This window comes from Variovorax sp. JS1663 (genome assembly GCF_002157355.1).
Taxonomy (GTDB): Bacteria; Pseudomonadota; Gammaproteobacteria; order Burkholderiales; family Burkholderiaceae_C; genus Variovorax.
This window is the reverse complement of the sequence record NZ_LYMK01000023.1, coordinates 52,286-66,652: the sequence shown is the minus strand read 5'-3', so window position 1 is coordinate 66,652 and position 14,367 is coordinate 52,286. Positions and strand designations below refer to the sequence as shown.

Annotated in this window: 20 protein-coding genes; 6 read left to right on the top strand and 14 right to left on the bottom strand. The window is 69.7% G+C overall.

What is annotated here, in order from left to right; genetic code table 11:
• Window positions 1–30: 30 nt before the first annotated feature.
• From A8M77_RS19575 to A8M77_RS37255, 5 genes are all read right to left on the bottom strand, one after another.
• On the bottom strand, window positions 31–1,074 hold the full coding sequence (locus A8M77_RS19575; protein ID WP_086923178.1) for an aldo/keto reductase: 1,044 nt from the start codon (window positions 1,072–1,074) through the stop codon (window positions 31–33).
• 133 nt (window positions 1,075–1,207) lie between these two features.
• Entirely contained in the window at window positions 1,208–2,011 is an 804-nt protein-coding gene (gene phnE, locus A8M77_RS19570; RefSeq protein WP_086923177.1) for a phosphonate ABC transporter, permease protein PhnE, read from the bottom strand.
• 27 nt (window positions 2,012–2,038) lie between these two features.
• Window positions 2,039–2,983: a phosphonate ABC transporter substrate-binding protein gene (gene phnD, locus A8M77_RS19565; RefSeq protein WP_086923176.1), complete on the bottom strand. Its 945-nt coding sequence runs from the start codon at window positions 2,981–2,983 to the stop codon at window positions 2,039–2,041.
• 47 nt (window positions 2,984–3,030) lie between these two features.
• Entirely contained in the window at window positions 3,031–3,879 is an 849-nt protein-coding gene (gene phnC / locus A8M77_RS19560) for a phosphonate ABC transporter ATP-binding protein (protein ID WP_086923175.1), read from the bottom strand.
• A gap of 102 nt (window positions 3,880–3,981) precedes the next feature.
• A complete protein-coding gene (locus A8M77_RS37255) occupies window positions 3,982–4,107 on the bottom strand; it encodes a hypothetical protein (RefSeq protein WP_272947446.1) in 126 nt (41 codons plus the stop codon).
• 186 nt (window positions 4,108–4,293) lie between these two features.
• Between A8M77_RS37255 and A8M77_RS36605 the strand changes: the two genes are divergently transcribed.
• On the top strand, window positions 4,294–4,578 hold the full coding sequence (locus tag A8M77_RS36605) for a hypothetical protein (RefSeq protein ID WP_202820634.1): 285 nt from the start codon (window positions 4,294–4,296) through the stop codon (window positions 4,576–4,578).
• Between the two features lie 60 nt (window positions 4,579–4,638).
• On the top strand, window positions 4,639–4,830 hold the full coding sequence (locus tag A8M77_RS19550; protein ID WP_086923173.1) for a hypothetical protein: 192 nt from the start codon (window positions 4,639–4,641) through the stop codon (window positions 4,828–4,830).
• 44 nt (window positions 4,831–4,874) lie between these two features.
• Here the strand turns inward: A8M77_RS19550 and A8M77_RS19545 are convergent, their stop codons facing one another.
• Genes A8M77_RS19545 through phnG form a run of 7 tightly spaced genes read right to left on the bottom strand, consistent with a single transcriptional unit; the run spans window position 4,875 to window position 10,671 of the window.
• The gene (locus tag A8M77_RS19545; RefSeq protein ID WP_086923172.1) at window positions 4,875–6,032 is read right to left on the bottom strand and encodes an alpha-D-ribose 1-methylphosphonate 5-triphosphate diphosphatase; all 1,158 of its coding nucleotides are present in this window, start codon (window positions 6,030–6,032) and stop codon (window positions 4,875–4,877) included.
• Window positions 6,029–6,745 carry a phosphonate C-P lyase system protein PhnL gene (gene phnL, locus A8M77_RS19540; RefSeq protein ID WP_086923171.1) on the bottom strand — a complete coding sequence of 239 codons (717 nt, stop codon included), beginning with the start codon at window positions 6,743–6,745 and terminating at the stop codon, window positions 6,029–6,031. Before phnL ends, A8M77_RS19545 begins: the two co-directional genes overlap by 4 nt.
• Window positions 6,742–7,539 carry a phosphonate C-P lyase system protein PhnK gene (phnK, locus tag A8M77_RS19535; RefSeq protein WP_086923170.1) on the bottom strand — a complete coding sequence of 266 codons (798 nt, stop codon included), beginning with the start codon at window positions 7,537–7,539 and terminating at the stop codon, window positions 6,742–6,744. Before phnK ends, phnL begins: the two co-directional genes overlap by 4 nt.
• The gene (locus A8M77_RS19530) at window positions 7,536–8,423 is read right to left on the bottom strand and encodes an alpha-D-ribose 1-methylphosphonate 5-phosphate C-P-lyase PhnJ (protein ID WP_086923169.1); all 888 of its coding nucleotides are present in this window, start codon (window positions 8,421–8,423) and stop codon (window positions 7,536–7,538) included. Before A8M77_RS19530 ends, phnK begins: the two co-directional genes overlap by 4 nt.
• Complete coding sequence (locus tag A8M77_RS19525; protein ID WP_086923168.1) at window positions 8,420–9,514, bottom strand: carbon-phosphorus lyase complex subunit PhnI; 1,095 nt, start codon at window positions 9,512–9,514, stop codon at window positions 8,420–8,422. Before A8M77_RS19525 ends, A8M77_RS19530 begins: the two co-directional genes overlap by 4 nt.
• Window positions 9,515–9,517: 3 nt before the next feature.
• Window positions 9,518–10,159 carry a phosphonate C-P lyase system protein PhnH gene (gene phnH, locus A8M77_RS19520; RefSeq protein ID WP_443271812.1) on the bottom strand — a complete coding sequence of 214 codons (642 nt, stop codon included), beginning with the start codon at window positions 10,157–10,159 and terminating at the stop codon, window positions 9,518–9,520.
• Entirely contained in the window at window positions 10,156–10,671 is a 516-nt protein-coding gene (gene phnG, locus A8M77_RS19515; RefSeq protein WP_086923167.1) for a phosphonate C-P lyase system protein PhnG, read from the bottom strand. The genes phnH and phnG overlap by 4 nt, the downstream gene beginning before the upstream one ends.
• Before the next feature lie 78 nt (window positions 10,672–10,749).
• Between phnG and phnF the strand changes: the two genes are divergently transcribed.
• From phnF to phnN, 3 genes are read left to right on the top strand one after another with little or no spacing between them, the layout of a single operon-like run.
• On the top strand, window positions 10,750–11,508 hold the full coding sequence (gene phnF, locus A8M77_RS19510; protein WP_086923166.1) for a phosphonate metabolism transcriptional regulator PhnF: 759 nt from the start codon (window positions 10,750–10,752) through the stop codon (window positions 11,506–11,508).
• A complete protein-coding gene (locus A8M77_RS19505; RefSeq protein WP_086923165.1) occupies window positions 11,498–12,208 on the top strand; it encodes a DUF1045 domain-containing protein in 711 nt (236 codons plus the stop codon). The genes phnF and A8M77_RS19505 overlap by 11 nt, the downstream gene beginning before the upstream one ends.
• Window positions 12,205–12,762 carry a phosphonate metabolism protein/1,5-bisphosphokinase (PRPP-forming) PhnN gene (phnN, locus tag A8M77_RS19500; protein ID WP_086923164.1) on the top strand — a complete coding sequence of 186 codons (558 nt, stop codon included), beginning with the start codon at window positions 12,205–12,207 and terminating at the stop codon, window positions 12,760–12,762. Before A8M77_RS19505 ends, phnN begins: the two co-directional genes overlap by 4 nt.
• Here the strand turns inward: phnN and A8M77_RS19495 are convergent.
• On the bottom strand, window positions 12,759–13,253 hold the full coding sequence (locus A8M77_RS19495; RefSeq protein WP_086923163.1) for a hypothetical protein: 495 nt from the start codon (window positions 13,251–13,253) through the stop codon (window positions 12,759–12,761). The genes phnN and A8M77_RS19495 overlap by 4 nt on opposite strands.
• Before the next feature lie 258 nt (window positions 13,254–13,511).
• On the bottom strand, window positions 13,512–13,883 hold the full coding sequence (locus A8M77_RS19490) for a YbaN family protein (RefSeq protein ID WP_086923162.1): 372 nt from the start codon (window positions 13,881–13,883) through the stop codon (window positions 13,512–13,514).
• Window positions 13,884–14,150: 267 nt separating this feature from the next.
• Here A8M77_RS19490 and A8M77_RS19485 point away from each other — a divergent pair, with 267 nt between their 5' ends.
• Window positions 14,151–14,348 carry a winged helix-turn-helix transcriptional regulator gene (locus A8M77_RS19485; RefSeq protein WP_086923161.1) on the top strand — a complete coding sequence of 66 codons (198 nt, stop codon included), beginning with the start codon at window positions 14,151–14,153 and terminating at the stop codon, window positions 14,346–14,348.
• Window positions 14,349–14,367: the final 19 nt, after the last annotated feature.

Here is a 14,367-nt window from a genome sequence, read left to right as displayed (position 1 = left end):
CCCTTGCGGCGACGGGTCCGGCAACGCCGCCTATTGCGCCAGCTGCTTGCGCCTGGTCCCGCCCTGCCGCTCCAGCATCCACCCCGGATACTCGGAGGGCAGGGCGCTCACCTTGTCCAGCTGCGCCAGCTCCTCGCCGCTCAGCTTCACCGCCGTCGCCGCGATGTTGTCGTCCAGCTGGTCCGCGCGCTTCGCGCCGATGATCACGCTGGTGACCACCGGCTGGTGCAGCAGCCACGCCAGCGCGACCTGCGCCACCGAGACCTTCTTCGCTTCCGCGATGGGGCGCATCGCGTCGATGACGTCGAAGGCGCGATCCTTGTTCACCGGTGGAAAGTCGAAGGTGGTGCGGCGGCTGCCCTGCTCGGCCTGGCTGCCCTGGCTATCGCGGCCGTACTTGCCGCTCAGCAGGCCACCCGCCAGCGGGCTCCACACCATCAGGCCGACCTGCTCGCTCTGCAGCATGGGCACCAGCTCGCGCTCCAGGTCGCGGCCGGCAATGGTGTAGTAGGCCTGCAGCGATTCGAAGCGCGCCAGGCCGAGCCGCTCCGAGACGCCGAGCGCCTTCGCGATCTGCCATGCGGCCCAGTTGGACACGCCCACGTAGCGCACCAGGCCCTGCTGCACCAGCGTGTCGAGCGCGCGCAGCGTTTCTTCGATCGGCGTGGCCGGGTCGAAGCCGTGGATCTGGTAGAGGTCGACGTGGTCCAGCTGAAGCCGCTTCAGGCTCGCCTGCACGGAATGCACGATGTGATGGCGCGAGGCGCCGCGCGCATTGGGGCCCGGACCCATCTCGCCCAGCACCTTGGTGGCGACGACCACGTTCTCGCGCGGAATCCTGAGGTTCCTGAGCGCCTGCCCGGTCATGATTTCCGAACGGCCCTCGGCGTACACGTTCGCGGTGTCGATGAAGTTGATGCCGGCGTCCATCGCGCGGCCGACCAGCTCGTCCACCTGGCCCTGCTGGAGCTGGCCGATCTGGCCCCACATTCCGCCCTCGCCGCCGAAGGTCATGGTGCCGAGGCACAGTTCCGAAACGAAGAGGCCGGTGCGGCCGAATTTCCTGTAGCGCATGAGGAAGACTCCTTGTCGAAGCCGCCCAGTATCGGCCTCGACCCGCGCCGGGCACATGCCGGATCGTGGCGCGAGATTGCCCGATCCTGCAAAGAAGCGCCCGCGCGATCTCGGGCAGTTCGAGGGCCATGGCTCAGACGAGAAGCTTGCGGATGCGCGCCGACACGAGATCGATCAGGCTCACGCTGATGACGATGATGATCATCACGGCACAGGTCTGCGCGTACTGGAAGCCCCGGATGATCTCCCACAGCACCACGCCGATGCCGCCCGCGCCCACCATGCCGACCACCGAGGCCGAGCGCACGTTGGACTCGAAGCGGTACAGCGCGTAGGAGATCCACAGCGGCATCACCTGCGGGATCACGCCGTAGACGATCTCGTGCAGCGCGCTCGCGCCGGTGGAGCGGATGCCCTCGACCGGCTGAGGATCGATGGACTCCACCGCCTCGGCGAAGAGCTTGGCCAGCACGCCGGTGGTGTGCACCCACAGCGCCAGCACGCCGGCAAAGGGCCCCAGGCCCACCGCCACCACGAAGAGCATGGCGAACACCATCTCGTTGATGGCGCGGCAGGCGTCCATCAGCCGGCGCACCGGCTGGTACACCCACCAGGGCACGATGTTGGCCGAGGCCAGCAGCGCCAGCGGCACGGCCGCGACCACCGACAGCGCGGTGCCCCACAGCGCGATCTGCAGGGTGACCAGCATCTCCTGCGCGTACATGCGCCAGTCGGTGAAGTCCGGCGGAAAGAACTCGGCCGCGTAGGTGGCCATGTTGCCGGAGTCGCGCAGCAGCTCGAAGGGCCGCATGTCGGCGCCCTTCCAGGAAGCCGCCAGGAGCAGCAGCAGGATGGCCCAGGAAAGATGCCAGGCCAGGCCGCGCTTGGGCGCGGCGGCCGCCAGCGGCGAAGGGGGGATGAGGACCGTGGGTTGCATGGGATCATCGCGCCGGCCGGCGCCGCGTCAGTTCAGCGTGGCGAGCTTCTTGTCGATGTCCGCGAGACGGGTCTTCTTGTCCGCATCGGCGAGCGCGGTGTCGGCCTCGATCTTGTTGCGCTGACCGAACAGGTCGAGCTGGCGGATCGGGACCAGCTGCTTGTCGCTCGATTCCTTGAAGCCCGAGAGCTTGGAGATCTTCATCACGATCTCCTTCTCGCGCGCATCGGTCTTGGCGTAGTTGTAGAAGAAGTTTTTCAGCTTGGCCTTGGTGGCCTCCGGCAGGTCCTTGCGCATGACCAGCGGATCGAGCGGGATCAGCGGCGAGGTCCAGACGATCTTGATGTCCTTGAACTTCTCGGGCGCGCGGTCCTTGATCTTGTCCATGTTCTCGCTGTTGTTGGTCGCCACGTCCACCTGCTTGTTGGCCACGGCCAGCGCGTTGGTCTCGTGGTTGGCGCTGCGGGTGAGCTTGAACAGCGACTTGGCGTCCACCTTGTTCTTCGCGAAGGCGTAGTAGCTGGGAACCAGGAAACCCGAGGTGGAGTTCGGGTCGCCGTTGCCGAAGCTCAGCGACCTGCCGTTCTTGATGACGTCGTCGAGCGTGTTGAGCGGGCTGTCCTTGTGCACGATCAGGTGCGAGTAGTAGCCCTGGGTGCCGTCGGCGTTGACCATCTGCGCGAACACCTCGCCGCCGGCGCGGTCCACCGCCTCCATGGCCGACTTGTTTCCGAACCAGCCGAGCTGCACCTTGTTGAAGCGCATGCCTTCGATGATGCCGGCGTAGTCCGGCGCGAAGAAGGCCGTGACCTTGAGGCCGGTCTGCCGGCTCATGTCGTCGATCAGCGGCTGCCAGTCCTGCTTGAGGTTTTGCGTGGCCTCGGTGGAGATGATGCCGAAGGCGATGTCCTGCGCGAGCGCGGCGGTCATGCCCAGGCCCAGTGCGAGGGCCGCACACAGTTTCTTGATCATGGAGTGACTCCGGTTGAAGGAAGAGGGGAAGGAGAGAAGAAGAGGAATCAGGCCGCCGCCGCCAGCGGCACCAGCGCCGGCTGCGGCAGCACGTGCACCTGGCCCCCGCCCGCCGGCGGTGCCAGCAGCTCGTCGGCCTGCACGCCGTAGAGCTCGCGCAGGAGCGGTGCGTTCAGGGCCGACGACGGGCCGTCGTAGACGATCGCGCCCTGCTTGAGCGCGACCACGCGCGGGCAGTACTTCATGGCGATGTCGACCTGATGCAGCGAGACGATCACCGTGCAGCGGTCCTCGCGGTTGATGCGCGCGAGGATCTCCATCACCTTGCGCGAGGACTCCGGGTCCAGCGAGGCGATGGGCTCGTCGGCCAGCACCACCTTGGCGCCCTGCACCAGGGTGCGCGCGATGGCGGCGCGCTGCTGCTGGCCGCCGGAAAGCGTGGAGGCGCGTTGCGCCTGGCACTCGGCGATGCCCACGCGCGAAAGCGCGTCGAGCGCCCGTGCGCGCTCCTCGCGGTTGAAGCTGCGCGTCCAGCTGCGCCACCAGGGCATGCGGTGCAGCCCGCCGACCATCACGTTGACCAGCACCGGCAGCCGCGCCACCAGGTTGAACTGCTGGAACACGAAACCCACCTGCGCGCGCACGCGGCGGATGCCGCGGTCGATGCGGCCGCGCTGCTGCACGCGCTGCCCGCCGATCTCGATCAGCGACTCGCTGCCGCCGTCGGCCGCCACCAGCCCGGCCACGTGGCGCAGCAGCGTGGACTTGCCGGAGCCGGAGGCGCCGATCAGGGCGACCATCTCGCCCCTGGCCACGTCGAGGTGGATGTTGCGAAGGGCGTGCCGGCCGTTGGCGAAATGCTTGTCGAGCTGGCGGATGCGCAGGGCTGTTTCCATCGTCGTGGTCGAAGTCGTCTAGACAACCGGGAGTCTGATCCCGGCCTGTGACGTGCTTTTGACGCTTTGACGACGGCCGCATGTCAGGGCGGCGCAGGGTGCTCAGTAGTGGTAGCGCAGCTGGGCGATCAGCAATGCGTCCTTCGCGGCCCGGTACGCGCCAATCTCGCGGATGATCACGACCCGAATGGCGCTGCGAATCGATGCCCTACATTGCGTCTGATTCATTCATCGCGGCGCAATCGGCCGGCCGGCAGCGGTCATGCCTGGACAACCGCACAAACACATCTACACGACCCGATGAAAACGCATGGGGGCTTCTGTCGACTAGCTGGCGTGTCGCTTCTGCTTGGGGCTCTCATGGCATGTGCTGGCGCCCCGAGAGCTCATGACGGACCTGAGTTGCCGAATACGATGACGCGTCGGATCCAAACGAGCCTGTCGCATTTCACCGTCCTGGCAGATGGGGTAGTGGGTGAATTGCCTGAAAGATGGAAATGCCGCCGCGGTCCGGCATGGATGGCCATGAAAGCATGGGCCTTGGATGCCGGTGAGGCGGAGCACATGACGCGCCTTATCGCCCAGCATATTGGCTTTGCCGTGACCGGTGAAGTACTTGTGTACGAAACGGAGCCTCAGGTTGCCCCGCAAGAGAGTCCTCACGGATACGACATCCAATTCACGCCGTATGACGGCTGACCGCATCCGCACCACAACCAGGGGCTCGCAGCTCAATTCCAATTTCGAAAACCACCAGGCATGAAGGGAAGGCTTTCTCCCAGCACGAAGCTCGACTTCGTGCTGGATTTCATCGATGGCATCGTTGGGTTTGGCCTCTTCTCAGGAGCTGCCCTGGCGGCGATTGTTGGGCAAGTCGTTCTAGGTGGTGTCCTGGTCGTTCTCGCTTTGGGCGTGTTCCTGAGGCTCAAGCGTCGGCGAGTGCGGAAATAGTAGGGATCGACCTCCGGGCCATGTGCAGTCATCAAGCACCAACGCTAAAGCACTCGCCGCCCCTCCCGCCACACCCCTCGCACCACCGCATGCCGTGACCCATCCGGCAGCTCGGCCATGCGCACGCGCACCAGGTCCGCGCGCAGGCCGGGCGCGAGTTCGCCGCGGTCGGCGAGGCCGGTGGCCTTCGCGGGGGCACGAGTCACGGTGGTGACCGCCTGCGGCAGCGTGAAGATGTCGTCCGCCACCAGCCGCATCACCGCACCCAGCAAGCTGCCGGGAACGTAGTCGGACGACAGGATGTCCAGCAGCCCCTGGCGCGCCAGCTCGGCCGCGGCGACGTTGCCCGAATGCGAGCCGCCGCGCACCACGTTCGGGCCGCCCATCACGGTGGCCAGGCCGCGCTCGCGCGCCGCCGAGGCGGCCGCCAGCGTGGTCGGGAATTCGGACATGGTCGCGCCCTCGGCATGTGCCTGCTCGACGTGGGCGACGGTGGTGTCGTCATGGCTCGCCAGCGCGATGCCGTGGGTGCGGCAGTAGTCGACGAAGTGGCGGCGATGCGGCTCCGCATACTGCGACTGCAGGGTCGCGGCATGCGCGACCTGGCGCTCGAACTTCTCGGCGCTCCAGCCCTTCTTGCCGGTGTAGTAGATGCGCGCGACCTCGAGGTTCTCCCACTGGCGCTGACCCGGCGTGTGGTCCATCAGCGAGATCAGCGAGACGCGCGGGTGGCCCTGGAAGGGCTCGAAGAGCTCGATGGTGTTGGGCGCCGGCAGCTCGCAGCGCACGTGCAGGTGGTGGTCGGCGCGCAGCAGGTCCTTGTGCGCGCAGTTGTCCAGCGTGGCGAGCGTATTGCGCCAGTTGCTGCCGCGAAGGCTTTCGGTGTCGGCCTCGCCCACGCCGAGCGCATCGAAGACGGTGGTGATGCCGGCGGCGGCCACCTCGGCATCGTGCGCCAGCAGCGCGGGCATCTCCGCCCACTGCACCTTGGGGCGCGGCATCAGGTGGCGCTCGAAGTTGTCGGTGTGCACCTCGACCAGGCCGGGCAGCAGGTAGTCGTTCTCGAGGTCGACGATGCCGGCCGCCGCAGTGTTGCCAGCGTCCAGCGCGGCGATGCGGCCCTCGGCCACCGCGAGGCTGCCGCGCACCACCTCGTCGGGCAGCACCATGCGGGCGTTGGCGAAGACGATGGGTTCGCTCATGCGGCACTCCTGAAGTCGGCGACGTTGACGCGGCGGGTAGCGACGGCCGCGCCCACTTCCGCGTCGTGGAAGATCCCCACCAGCGCGGCGCCGCGCGCGGTGGCCTCGCGGACCAGCTCGATCACGGTGCGCGTGTTGGCCGCGTCCAGCGACGCCGTGGGCTCGTCCAGCAGCAGCAGGGGCTTGGGCTTGATCATGTTGCGCGCGATGTTGATGCGCTGCTGCTCGCCGCCGGAGAAGGTGGCGGGCGGCAGGTGCCACAGGCGCTCGGGAATGCGCAGGCGCTCGAGCCAGCGGCGTGCCTCGGCACGCGCGGCCTCCAGTGCCTGCGGGTCGTCGCCGGCATCCTCGGCCAGCGGCTCGGCCACCACCTCCAGCGCCGGCACGCGCGGGATCACGCGCAGGAACTGGCTGACGTAGCCGATGGTGTCGCGGCGCAGCCGCACCATCTCGCGCGGCGTGGCCTCGGTGACTTCCACCGGGTCGGCGCCGGGCACGTGCACGGTGATGCGGCCGGCGCTGGCGCGGTAGTTCGAATAGATGAGCTTGAGCAGCGTGCTCTTGCCCAGGCCCGAGGCACCGTCGAGCACCACGCATTCGCCGGGCGAGACGCTGAGCTCGACGCCGTCGAAGACCGGCAGCGCGAGCTGGTTCTGGTGATGGAGGGTGAAGCGCTTGGCCACCCCCTGGAGCTGGAGCAGGGGCGCGTTCATGGTTGCAGGACCGAAGAGACGAGAAGCTGGGTGTAGGGGTGCTGCGGGTCGTCGAGCACCTGGTCGGTGAGGCCGGCCTCGACCACGCGGCCCCTCTGCATCACCATCATCCGGTGCGCGAGCAGGCGGGCGACCGCGAGGTCGTGCGTGACGATGATGGCGGCGAGCTGCATCTGGCGGGTGAGCTGGCGCAGCAGGTCCAGCAGGCGCGCCTGCACGGACACGTCCAGCCCCGAGGTGGGCTCGTCCATGAAGACCAGGCGCGGCCGCGTGACCAGGTTGCGCGCGATCTGCAGGCGCTGGCGCATGCCGCCGGAAAAGGTGCGCGGCGCATCGTCGATGCGGGCCGCGTCGATCTCCACGCGCTCCAGCCACTCGGAGGCAGCGGCGCGCAGCCGGCCGTAGTGGCGCTCGCCCAGGCCCATCAGCCGCTCGCCGACGTTGGCGCCGGCGGAGACATCCATGCGCAGGCCCTCGGCCGCGTTCTGGTGCACGAAGCCCCAGTCGGTGCGCGCCAGCAGGCGCTGCTCGGCCTCGCTCATCGCGAACACCTCGCGCAGGCCGCCGCCGCGGGTATGGAACTGCACGCTGCCGGCATCGGGCCTGTCGCGCGCGGCCACCGCGTTGAGCAGGGTGGACTTGCCGGAGCCGGATTCGCCCACCACCGCCAGCACCTCGCCGGGCCAGAGCTCGAAGGAGGCGTCGTGCAGGGCCACGCGGTCGCCGTAGCGCTTGTGGATGCCGCGCACGCGCAGCAGGGGCTCGGGGGCGGCCGTGGCCGTGACTGCGCTCATGCGGCCTCCGTCACGCGGTCGTCATCGGGCACTGGCGCATGGGCAGTGCCCTCCTGCTGCCGCGACTGGCAATAGTCCGAGTCGGAGCACACGTGCATGCGCGTGCCGCGGTCGTCCGTGATCAGCTCGTCGAGGAAGCTGTCGGTCGCGCCGCACAGCGCGCAGGCCGCGTCCCAGCGCTGCACCTCGAAGGGATGGTCCTCGAAGCCGAGGCTTTCCACCGGGGTGTAGGGCGGCACCGCGTAGATGCGCTTCTCGCGGCCGGCGCCGAAGAGCTGCAGCGCGGGGTTCATGTGCATCTTGGGGTTGTCGAACTTGGGAATGGGCGAGGGCGACATCACGTAGCGCCCGTTCACCAGCACCGGGTAGTCGTAGGTGGTCGCGATGTGGCCGTAGCGCGCGATGTCCTCGTAGAGCTTGACGTGCATCAGGCCGTACTCGGCCAGGCCGTGCAGCGTGCGCGTGACCGCCTCGCGCGGCTCCAGCCGCTGCATGGGCTCGGGCACCGGCACCTGGTAGACCAGCACCTGGCCTTCGGCGAGCGGCGTTTCGGGAATGCGGTGGCGCGTCTGGATCAGCGTGGCCTCCTGCGTGCGGGTGGTGGTGTCCACGCCGGTGGTGCGCTCGAAGAAGCGGCGGATGTTGACTGCGTTGACGGTGTCGTCCGAGCCCTGGTCGATGACCTTGAGGCGGTCGTGCGGCCCGATCAGCGCGGCCGTGACCTGGATGCCGCCGGTGCCCCAGCCGTAGGGCAGCGGCATCTCGCGCGAGCCGAAGGGCACCTGGTAGCCGGGAATCGCCACCGCCTTGAGGATGGCGCGGCGGATCATGCGCTTGGTGCGCTCGTCGAGGTAGGCGAAGTTGATGTTCGGGTCGGTGGTCATTCGTCGTCGTCCTTCGCAGTGGGGGCCCCGCGCATGCGGCGCACCAGGTCGAGCTCGGCCTGGAAGTCCACGTAGTGCGGCAGCTTCAGGTGCTGCACGAAGCCCGAGGCCTCCAGGCTGTCGCTGTGCGAGAGCACGAACTCCTGCATCTGCGCGGGCGACCCGACGCTTTCGCCCAGCTCGTCGGCGCGCAGGGCGCGGTCGACCAGGCTCATCGCCATGGCCTTGCGCTCGCTGTGGCCGAAGGCCAGGCCGTAGCCGCGGGTGAACTGGGGCGGCTCGGTCTTGCTGCCGGCGAACTGGTTGACCATCTCGCACTCGGTGATCTCCAGCTCGCCGATGGAGATGGGAAAGCCCAGCTCCTCGGGCGCGAGTTCGAGGGCCACCTCGCCGAAGCGGATCTCGCCGACGAAGGGATGGCTGTGCGAGTAGCCGCGCTGGGTGGAATAGGCCATGGCGAGCAGGAAGCCCTCGTCGCCGCGCGCCAGGTTCTGCAATCGGGTGGCGCGCGCGGCCGGGAAGCGCAGCGGCTCGCGCGTCAGGTCCACCGGCGCGGGGTCGCCCGGGGGCACGGGGCGGGTCTCGATCAGGCCTTCCTGGTTGAGCAGGTCCACCACGCGCGGCGCGGGAGCGGGCGGCTCGGCCAGCGCGGGCGCGGCCTCCTCGTCGGCCGGTGCATGGCCCTGCGCGAGCAGGCTGAAGTCGAGCAGGCGCTGCGTGTAGTCGTAGGTCGGGCCCAGGACCTGGCCGCCGGGCAGGTCCTTGAAAGTCGCGGAGATGCGGCGGGCGAGCTGCATGCGCGAGGTGTCCAGCGGCAGGCTGGCGCCCAGGCGCGGCAGCGTGGCGCGGTAGGCCCGCAGCAGGAAGATGGCCTCGACCAGGTCGCCCGCCGCCTGCTTGATGGCGAGCGCGGCGAGATCGGGGTCGTAGACCGAGCCCTCGGTCATCACCCGGTCCACCGCCAGCTTGAGCTGCTCGCGGATCTGCAGGGCCGAGAGCTCGGGTACGGCGGTATCGCCGCGCCGCTGCCCGGCGATCAGGCGGTAGCTTTGAAGGATGGCGGCTTCACCGCCCTTGACGGCCACGTACATCGCTCAGGCCTCCAGCTCGATCTGCGTGGTGCGCGGCAGCCCGACGATCTGGTACTGCGTGGCGAGGAACAGGTCCACGCCGCGCGGAAAGGCCGCATGCTGCGCCGCGCGCGGGGCGACGAGGCGCTGCGCCAGCGCGGGCGGCAGGCCGTCCACGCACAGGCGCGTGTGCGTGCGGATGCCGGGGCCGCGCAGGGTCCAGCCTTCCTCGTCCTCGCCGTCGGACAGCGAGGGCACGTCCACCACGCAGGTGGTCGACTGCTCCGGCGCGACGTCGGTGCCCTGCGCGAAGCGGTCGAACGCGGGCGCCTCGTCGCTGCTGGCGATCCAGGCGAACTGGGCCTGGGCCGGGTCGTCCACCAGCGTGCAGCCGCTGTGGAAACGCAGCCAGGCGGCGGCGTCGCTGCCGGCGAGCGAGGGCGAGAGCCAGAGTCGGCAGTCCGGATCGAGCAGGGCCAGCAGTAGCGCGGCCGAGGCCGCATGGCCGTGCTGCGGCACCTCGGCATCGTGCGGCAGGTCGACGATGCGGCCCGGATGCGAGAGCGCCTGCAGTGCCGCGCGGAACACGGCCTGGCTGCCCAGCGCGAGGTCGGAGAAGCCCGCGCCGACGGCGGACAGATCGGTGGTGGACATATCGGTGTTCATGCGTCTTCCTCTTCATCGCCATCGGCACCGCCGGCTTCGCGCGCGACGGTGATGAAATCGACCTTGCTGGCCTGCGCGCGCGCATGGCGCTCGGCGCGCCGCTGCGCGAGGTGGCGGCGGAGGGGCTCCAGCACGCTGGCATCCAGCGCCGCCTGCTGGCCCGGGTCCTGCAGCAGCGCGTCGGCCACCGCCGCGAGCTGGGCGTGGCGGTGCGAGCGGCCCAGCACGTAGGCCACGCCGACGAGCGCCTCCTCGCGCGACGCGCCGGCCAGTCGCAGCGCACAGCGCGTGACCGTGACCTCGCCGAGGTTGAAGCGCTCGCCGGTGCCGCCGGCGCGCCCCTGGACCATCGTCAAGCCGGTCTCGGGCGCGCGCAGCCAATGCGGCGTACGCTTCGCATGCTCGCCCAGCGCCTGCTCCAGCATCGGCAGCGGTGCACGCGCCAGCACGGCCATCCACTGCGCCCGGTCCAGCGGCGGGTTCGCAGGGTGGTTGTCAAAGGTATGAAACATGGGGGTGCTAACCTGGAAGAAGTTGTATAGACAAATCGAACAACGGGTGCCAGCTTAGGCACGGCCCATGTCCCTTTCATGACAAGCACGACGTCTTCTCCAGCCCTCGACCTCGCCACGCGCCCGCAGCGCGATTCCTTCTGGACCCGCATCGCCGCCGAGCTGGCCGAGGCGATCGCGCGCGGCGTCTATCCGCCCGGCGAGCGGCTGCCCTCCGAACACGCGCTGGCCGAGCATTTCGGCGTGAACCGCCACACCATCCGCCGCTCGCTGGCCAGCCTCAGCAGCCAGGGTCTGCTGCGGGTGACGCAGGGCAGCGGCACTTACGTGGAGGAGTTCGCGGTCGACCTGATGCTGGCCAAGCGCACGCGGCACCACCAGAGCATGGCGCTGGCCGGCATGCGCGGCGCCCTGCGTCTGCTGAGTTCTGGCACGGTGCGCGCGACGGCGGCGCAGGCGCGCGCGCTGCAGGTGCCGGCGCGCAGCGTGCTGCTTCGCCTGCAGGTGCTGCGCGAGGCCGAACAGCAGCCGCTGCTCGTCGGCGAGCGCTTCTTTCCATTGCCGCGCTTCGCGCAGCTGGCGACGGTGGTGCGCGAGACCGGCTCCATCACCGCCGGTTTCGCCGCCCACGGCGTGGCCGACTACACGCGCCAGGAGAGCCGCATCACGGCCCAGATGCCCGAGCCCGAGGTGGCCGCGCAGTTGCGCCAGCCGGCCACGCGGCCGGTGCTCTTCGTCGAGAGCGTGAACGTGGACACCGAGGGCGTGCCCATCGAGTTCGCACGCACCTGGTTCGCAGGCGACCGCGTCTCCTTGACGGTGACCCATGATGAGTAAGGCGCCGATGCACCGCTACGCGGTCTATTTCGCGCCGCGCGAGAACAGCCCCTGGTGGCTGGCCGGCAGCCGCTGGCTGGGCCGCTGCGCCGCACGGGCCGAGCCCTTGCCGCAGGTGCCGGTGCCGGGCCTGTCCACGCCGCGGCTGCACGCGCTGACGAAGGCGCCGCGCCGCTACGGCTGGCATGCGACGCTGAAGGCGCCCTTCGCGCTGGCGCCGGGCGTCGACGAGGCCCGGCTGCGCGAAGGCCTGCATGAGCTCTGCCGCGCCTTCCAGCCCTTCACCCTGCCGCGGCTGAAGGTCGCGCTGCTCGACGACTTTCTCGCGCTGGTGCCCGGCGGCGATGCCCACGCGATCGAGACCCTGGCAGGCGCGTGCGTGATGCGCCTGCATCCGCTGGCCGCGCCGCTCACGCCCGACGCGCTCGCGCGCCGCCGCGCGGCCGGCCTCACGCCCGAGGAAGATACGCTGATGCTGCGCTGGGGCTACCCCTTCGTGCTGCAGCGCTTCCGCTTCCACCTCTCGCTCACCGGCGCGCTGCGGGATGCCGAGCCCGCCGAGGTCGAGGCACTGAAGGCGGCGGCACGCCACCGCTTCGACCCATTGCCGCCCTGCCGCTTCGACACGCTCTCGCTGTTCGCCGAGCCGCGGCCCGGCGCGGACTTCCGGCTGGTGGAGCAGATGGAGCTTGGAACATGAGCGGGCGCCTGGTCTACGTGATGGGCCCTTCCGGCGCTGGCAAGGACAGCCTGATCGCCTGGCTGCGGGAACACCTGCCGCCGCACCTGCCTCTGCACCTCGCCCGCCGCACCATCACGCGGCCGGCGCGGCATGGCGATGAGCAGCACCACAGCGTCAGCGAGCAGGCCTTCGCGCTGCTGCACCAGGCCCAGGCCTTCGCGCTCGACTGGCAGGCCAACGGGCTGCGCTACGGCGTGCGCCACGACGAGATTGCGCCGCTGCATCGCGGCCGTTGGGTGCTGGTCAACGGCTCGCGCGCCTACCTGCCGCAGGCCCTGCTGAGGTTCCCGCATCTCACGGTCGTGCATGTGACGGCCAGCATCGAGGTCCTGCGCCAACGCCTGCAGGCGCGCGGCCGCGAGACGCCCGAGATGGTGGAGGCCCGGGTGCGGCGCGCGCTGGCGTTCCGCGCGCCCGCGGATGCGATCGAGGTGCGCAACGACGGCGCGCTCGCCGAGGCCGGCGCCCAGCTGCTGCAGGCTTTCGAAGGCCTGGCGAGCAAGGCCCGCTAGAAACGGGCCTTGACGAAGGCCGAGGGGCCGTGCAGCTTGACCTTGAGCTGCCCGGTGGCGGTGCCGCCGGTGCCGAAGTCATGCCGCAGGTCGATCTCGGTCGCGCCGTAGGACAACACCAGCCCGACGTTGTGCACCGGGAACCACTCGACGCCGAGGGCCGCGTTGTAGATATGGCCGTGCAGCTTGCTGCCGCCCTTGCGCACGCCGGAGAGGTCGGCGAAGAGGCGCAGGTCCGGCGTGATCGCATGGCGCACGCCCAGCTCCAGCAGCGGGGCGAAGGTATCGTCGCTGTCGTGCTGGATGAAGGTGGCGGTGGCGCCGTTGATGCCGGCGAAGGCGCTGGTGTCCAGCGTGGCCTTGTAATAGGCGACGCCGGCACCCACGCCGAACACCGTGTTGCCCGAGCCGATCCACCACTTGTAGGCCACCTTGCCGAACTCCAGCTTGGTCTGCAGGTTCACGTTGCCCAGCGCCGTGACGTTGCCCAAGGGCCCGACCGCGAAGCTGTTGGCGAAGCCGGTGCCGTAGTCGCGCTTGAAGCGGTAGTAGTCCAGCGAGAGGCCCTGGCTGTCGCCATGAAGAAGAACGATCGATGGGCGGCCCCTGCCCGGCGTTGAAAGCCGATGTGATGAAGGCCGCGAAGCTCCCCTGGCGCGAGCGCCAATCTAGGCCCCAGGCGGCGCGCGCCAATCTCCGGATGTCGTCTCCGGATGTAGGCGGTGGCCTCGGCGGGGAAGCTCGGCCGGCTAGCGCTCCGGCCGGCGCCAGAGCCAGATCGACGTGGCCAGCATGACCAGCGGGCCCGCGATCCGGGCCACCATCGGCAGCGACGCAAACTGCATCGCGACCGCGCTGATGGCCATGGCGACGCTGGCCGCCCACTTGGCCCGCCGCGACACCACCCCGGCCCGCCGCCATTCGCGTATGGGCGGACCGTAGATCGGATGCCCGAGCAGCCACGCCTCGAGCGCCGGCCACCCGCGCCCGCCGCACCACGCGGCCAGCAGGAGGAAGGGAACCGTCGGCAGCAGCGGCAGCACGACGCCGAGCAGCGCGAGCGCCAGGAACACGACCGCCAGCAGGCGCCAGAGCAGTTGCGTGACTCGGGTGGATCGCATCGAGGATGGGCGGGAAGGGAGGTCCGTCATTGTGTCGCCATCCCCGGCCCGGCCCCGGCTCAGGCCTCCTGCAGCCGCAGCCCGATGGTGCCGATCACGATCATGGCGATCGGCAGCAGCCGGCTACTTCAGCGCCACGGCCATCACGATCTCGACGGCCCCCGCGGCGAACAACCACAACCAGCCCATGCTTCCTGCTCCGTTATCGAGGAGCAGCGAAGATAGGGAGCGAGCCGCCGGCCCGCAAGTACGCACCTTCCGGTAACCATGACAAAGACGACGACCGCGGGCGCGCAGCGCGCCGATGTGCTGGACCTGGGCGGCAAGCCGCCGCACGTGGAATACGCGCTGAGCCCCAGCGGGCAGCGCCTGAGCGAGGCCTTCGTGGCGGTGGACCGCTGGGCCGAGGCGCATGGCCTGGCCATGGCGCAGGCGCGCGAGGCCTTCGACGCGCGCGCGGGCTGAAGGCGGCCGGCCGGGCCGC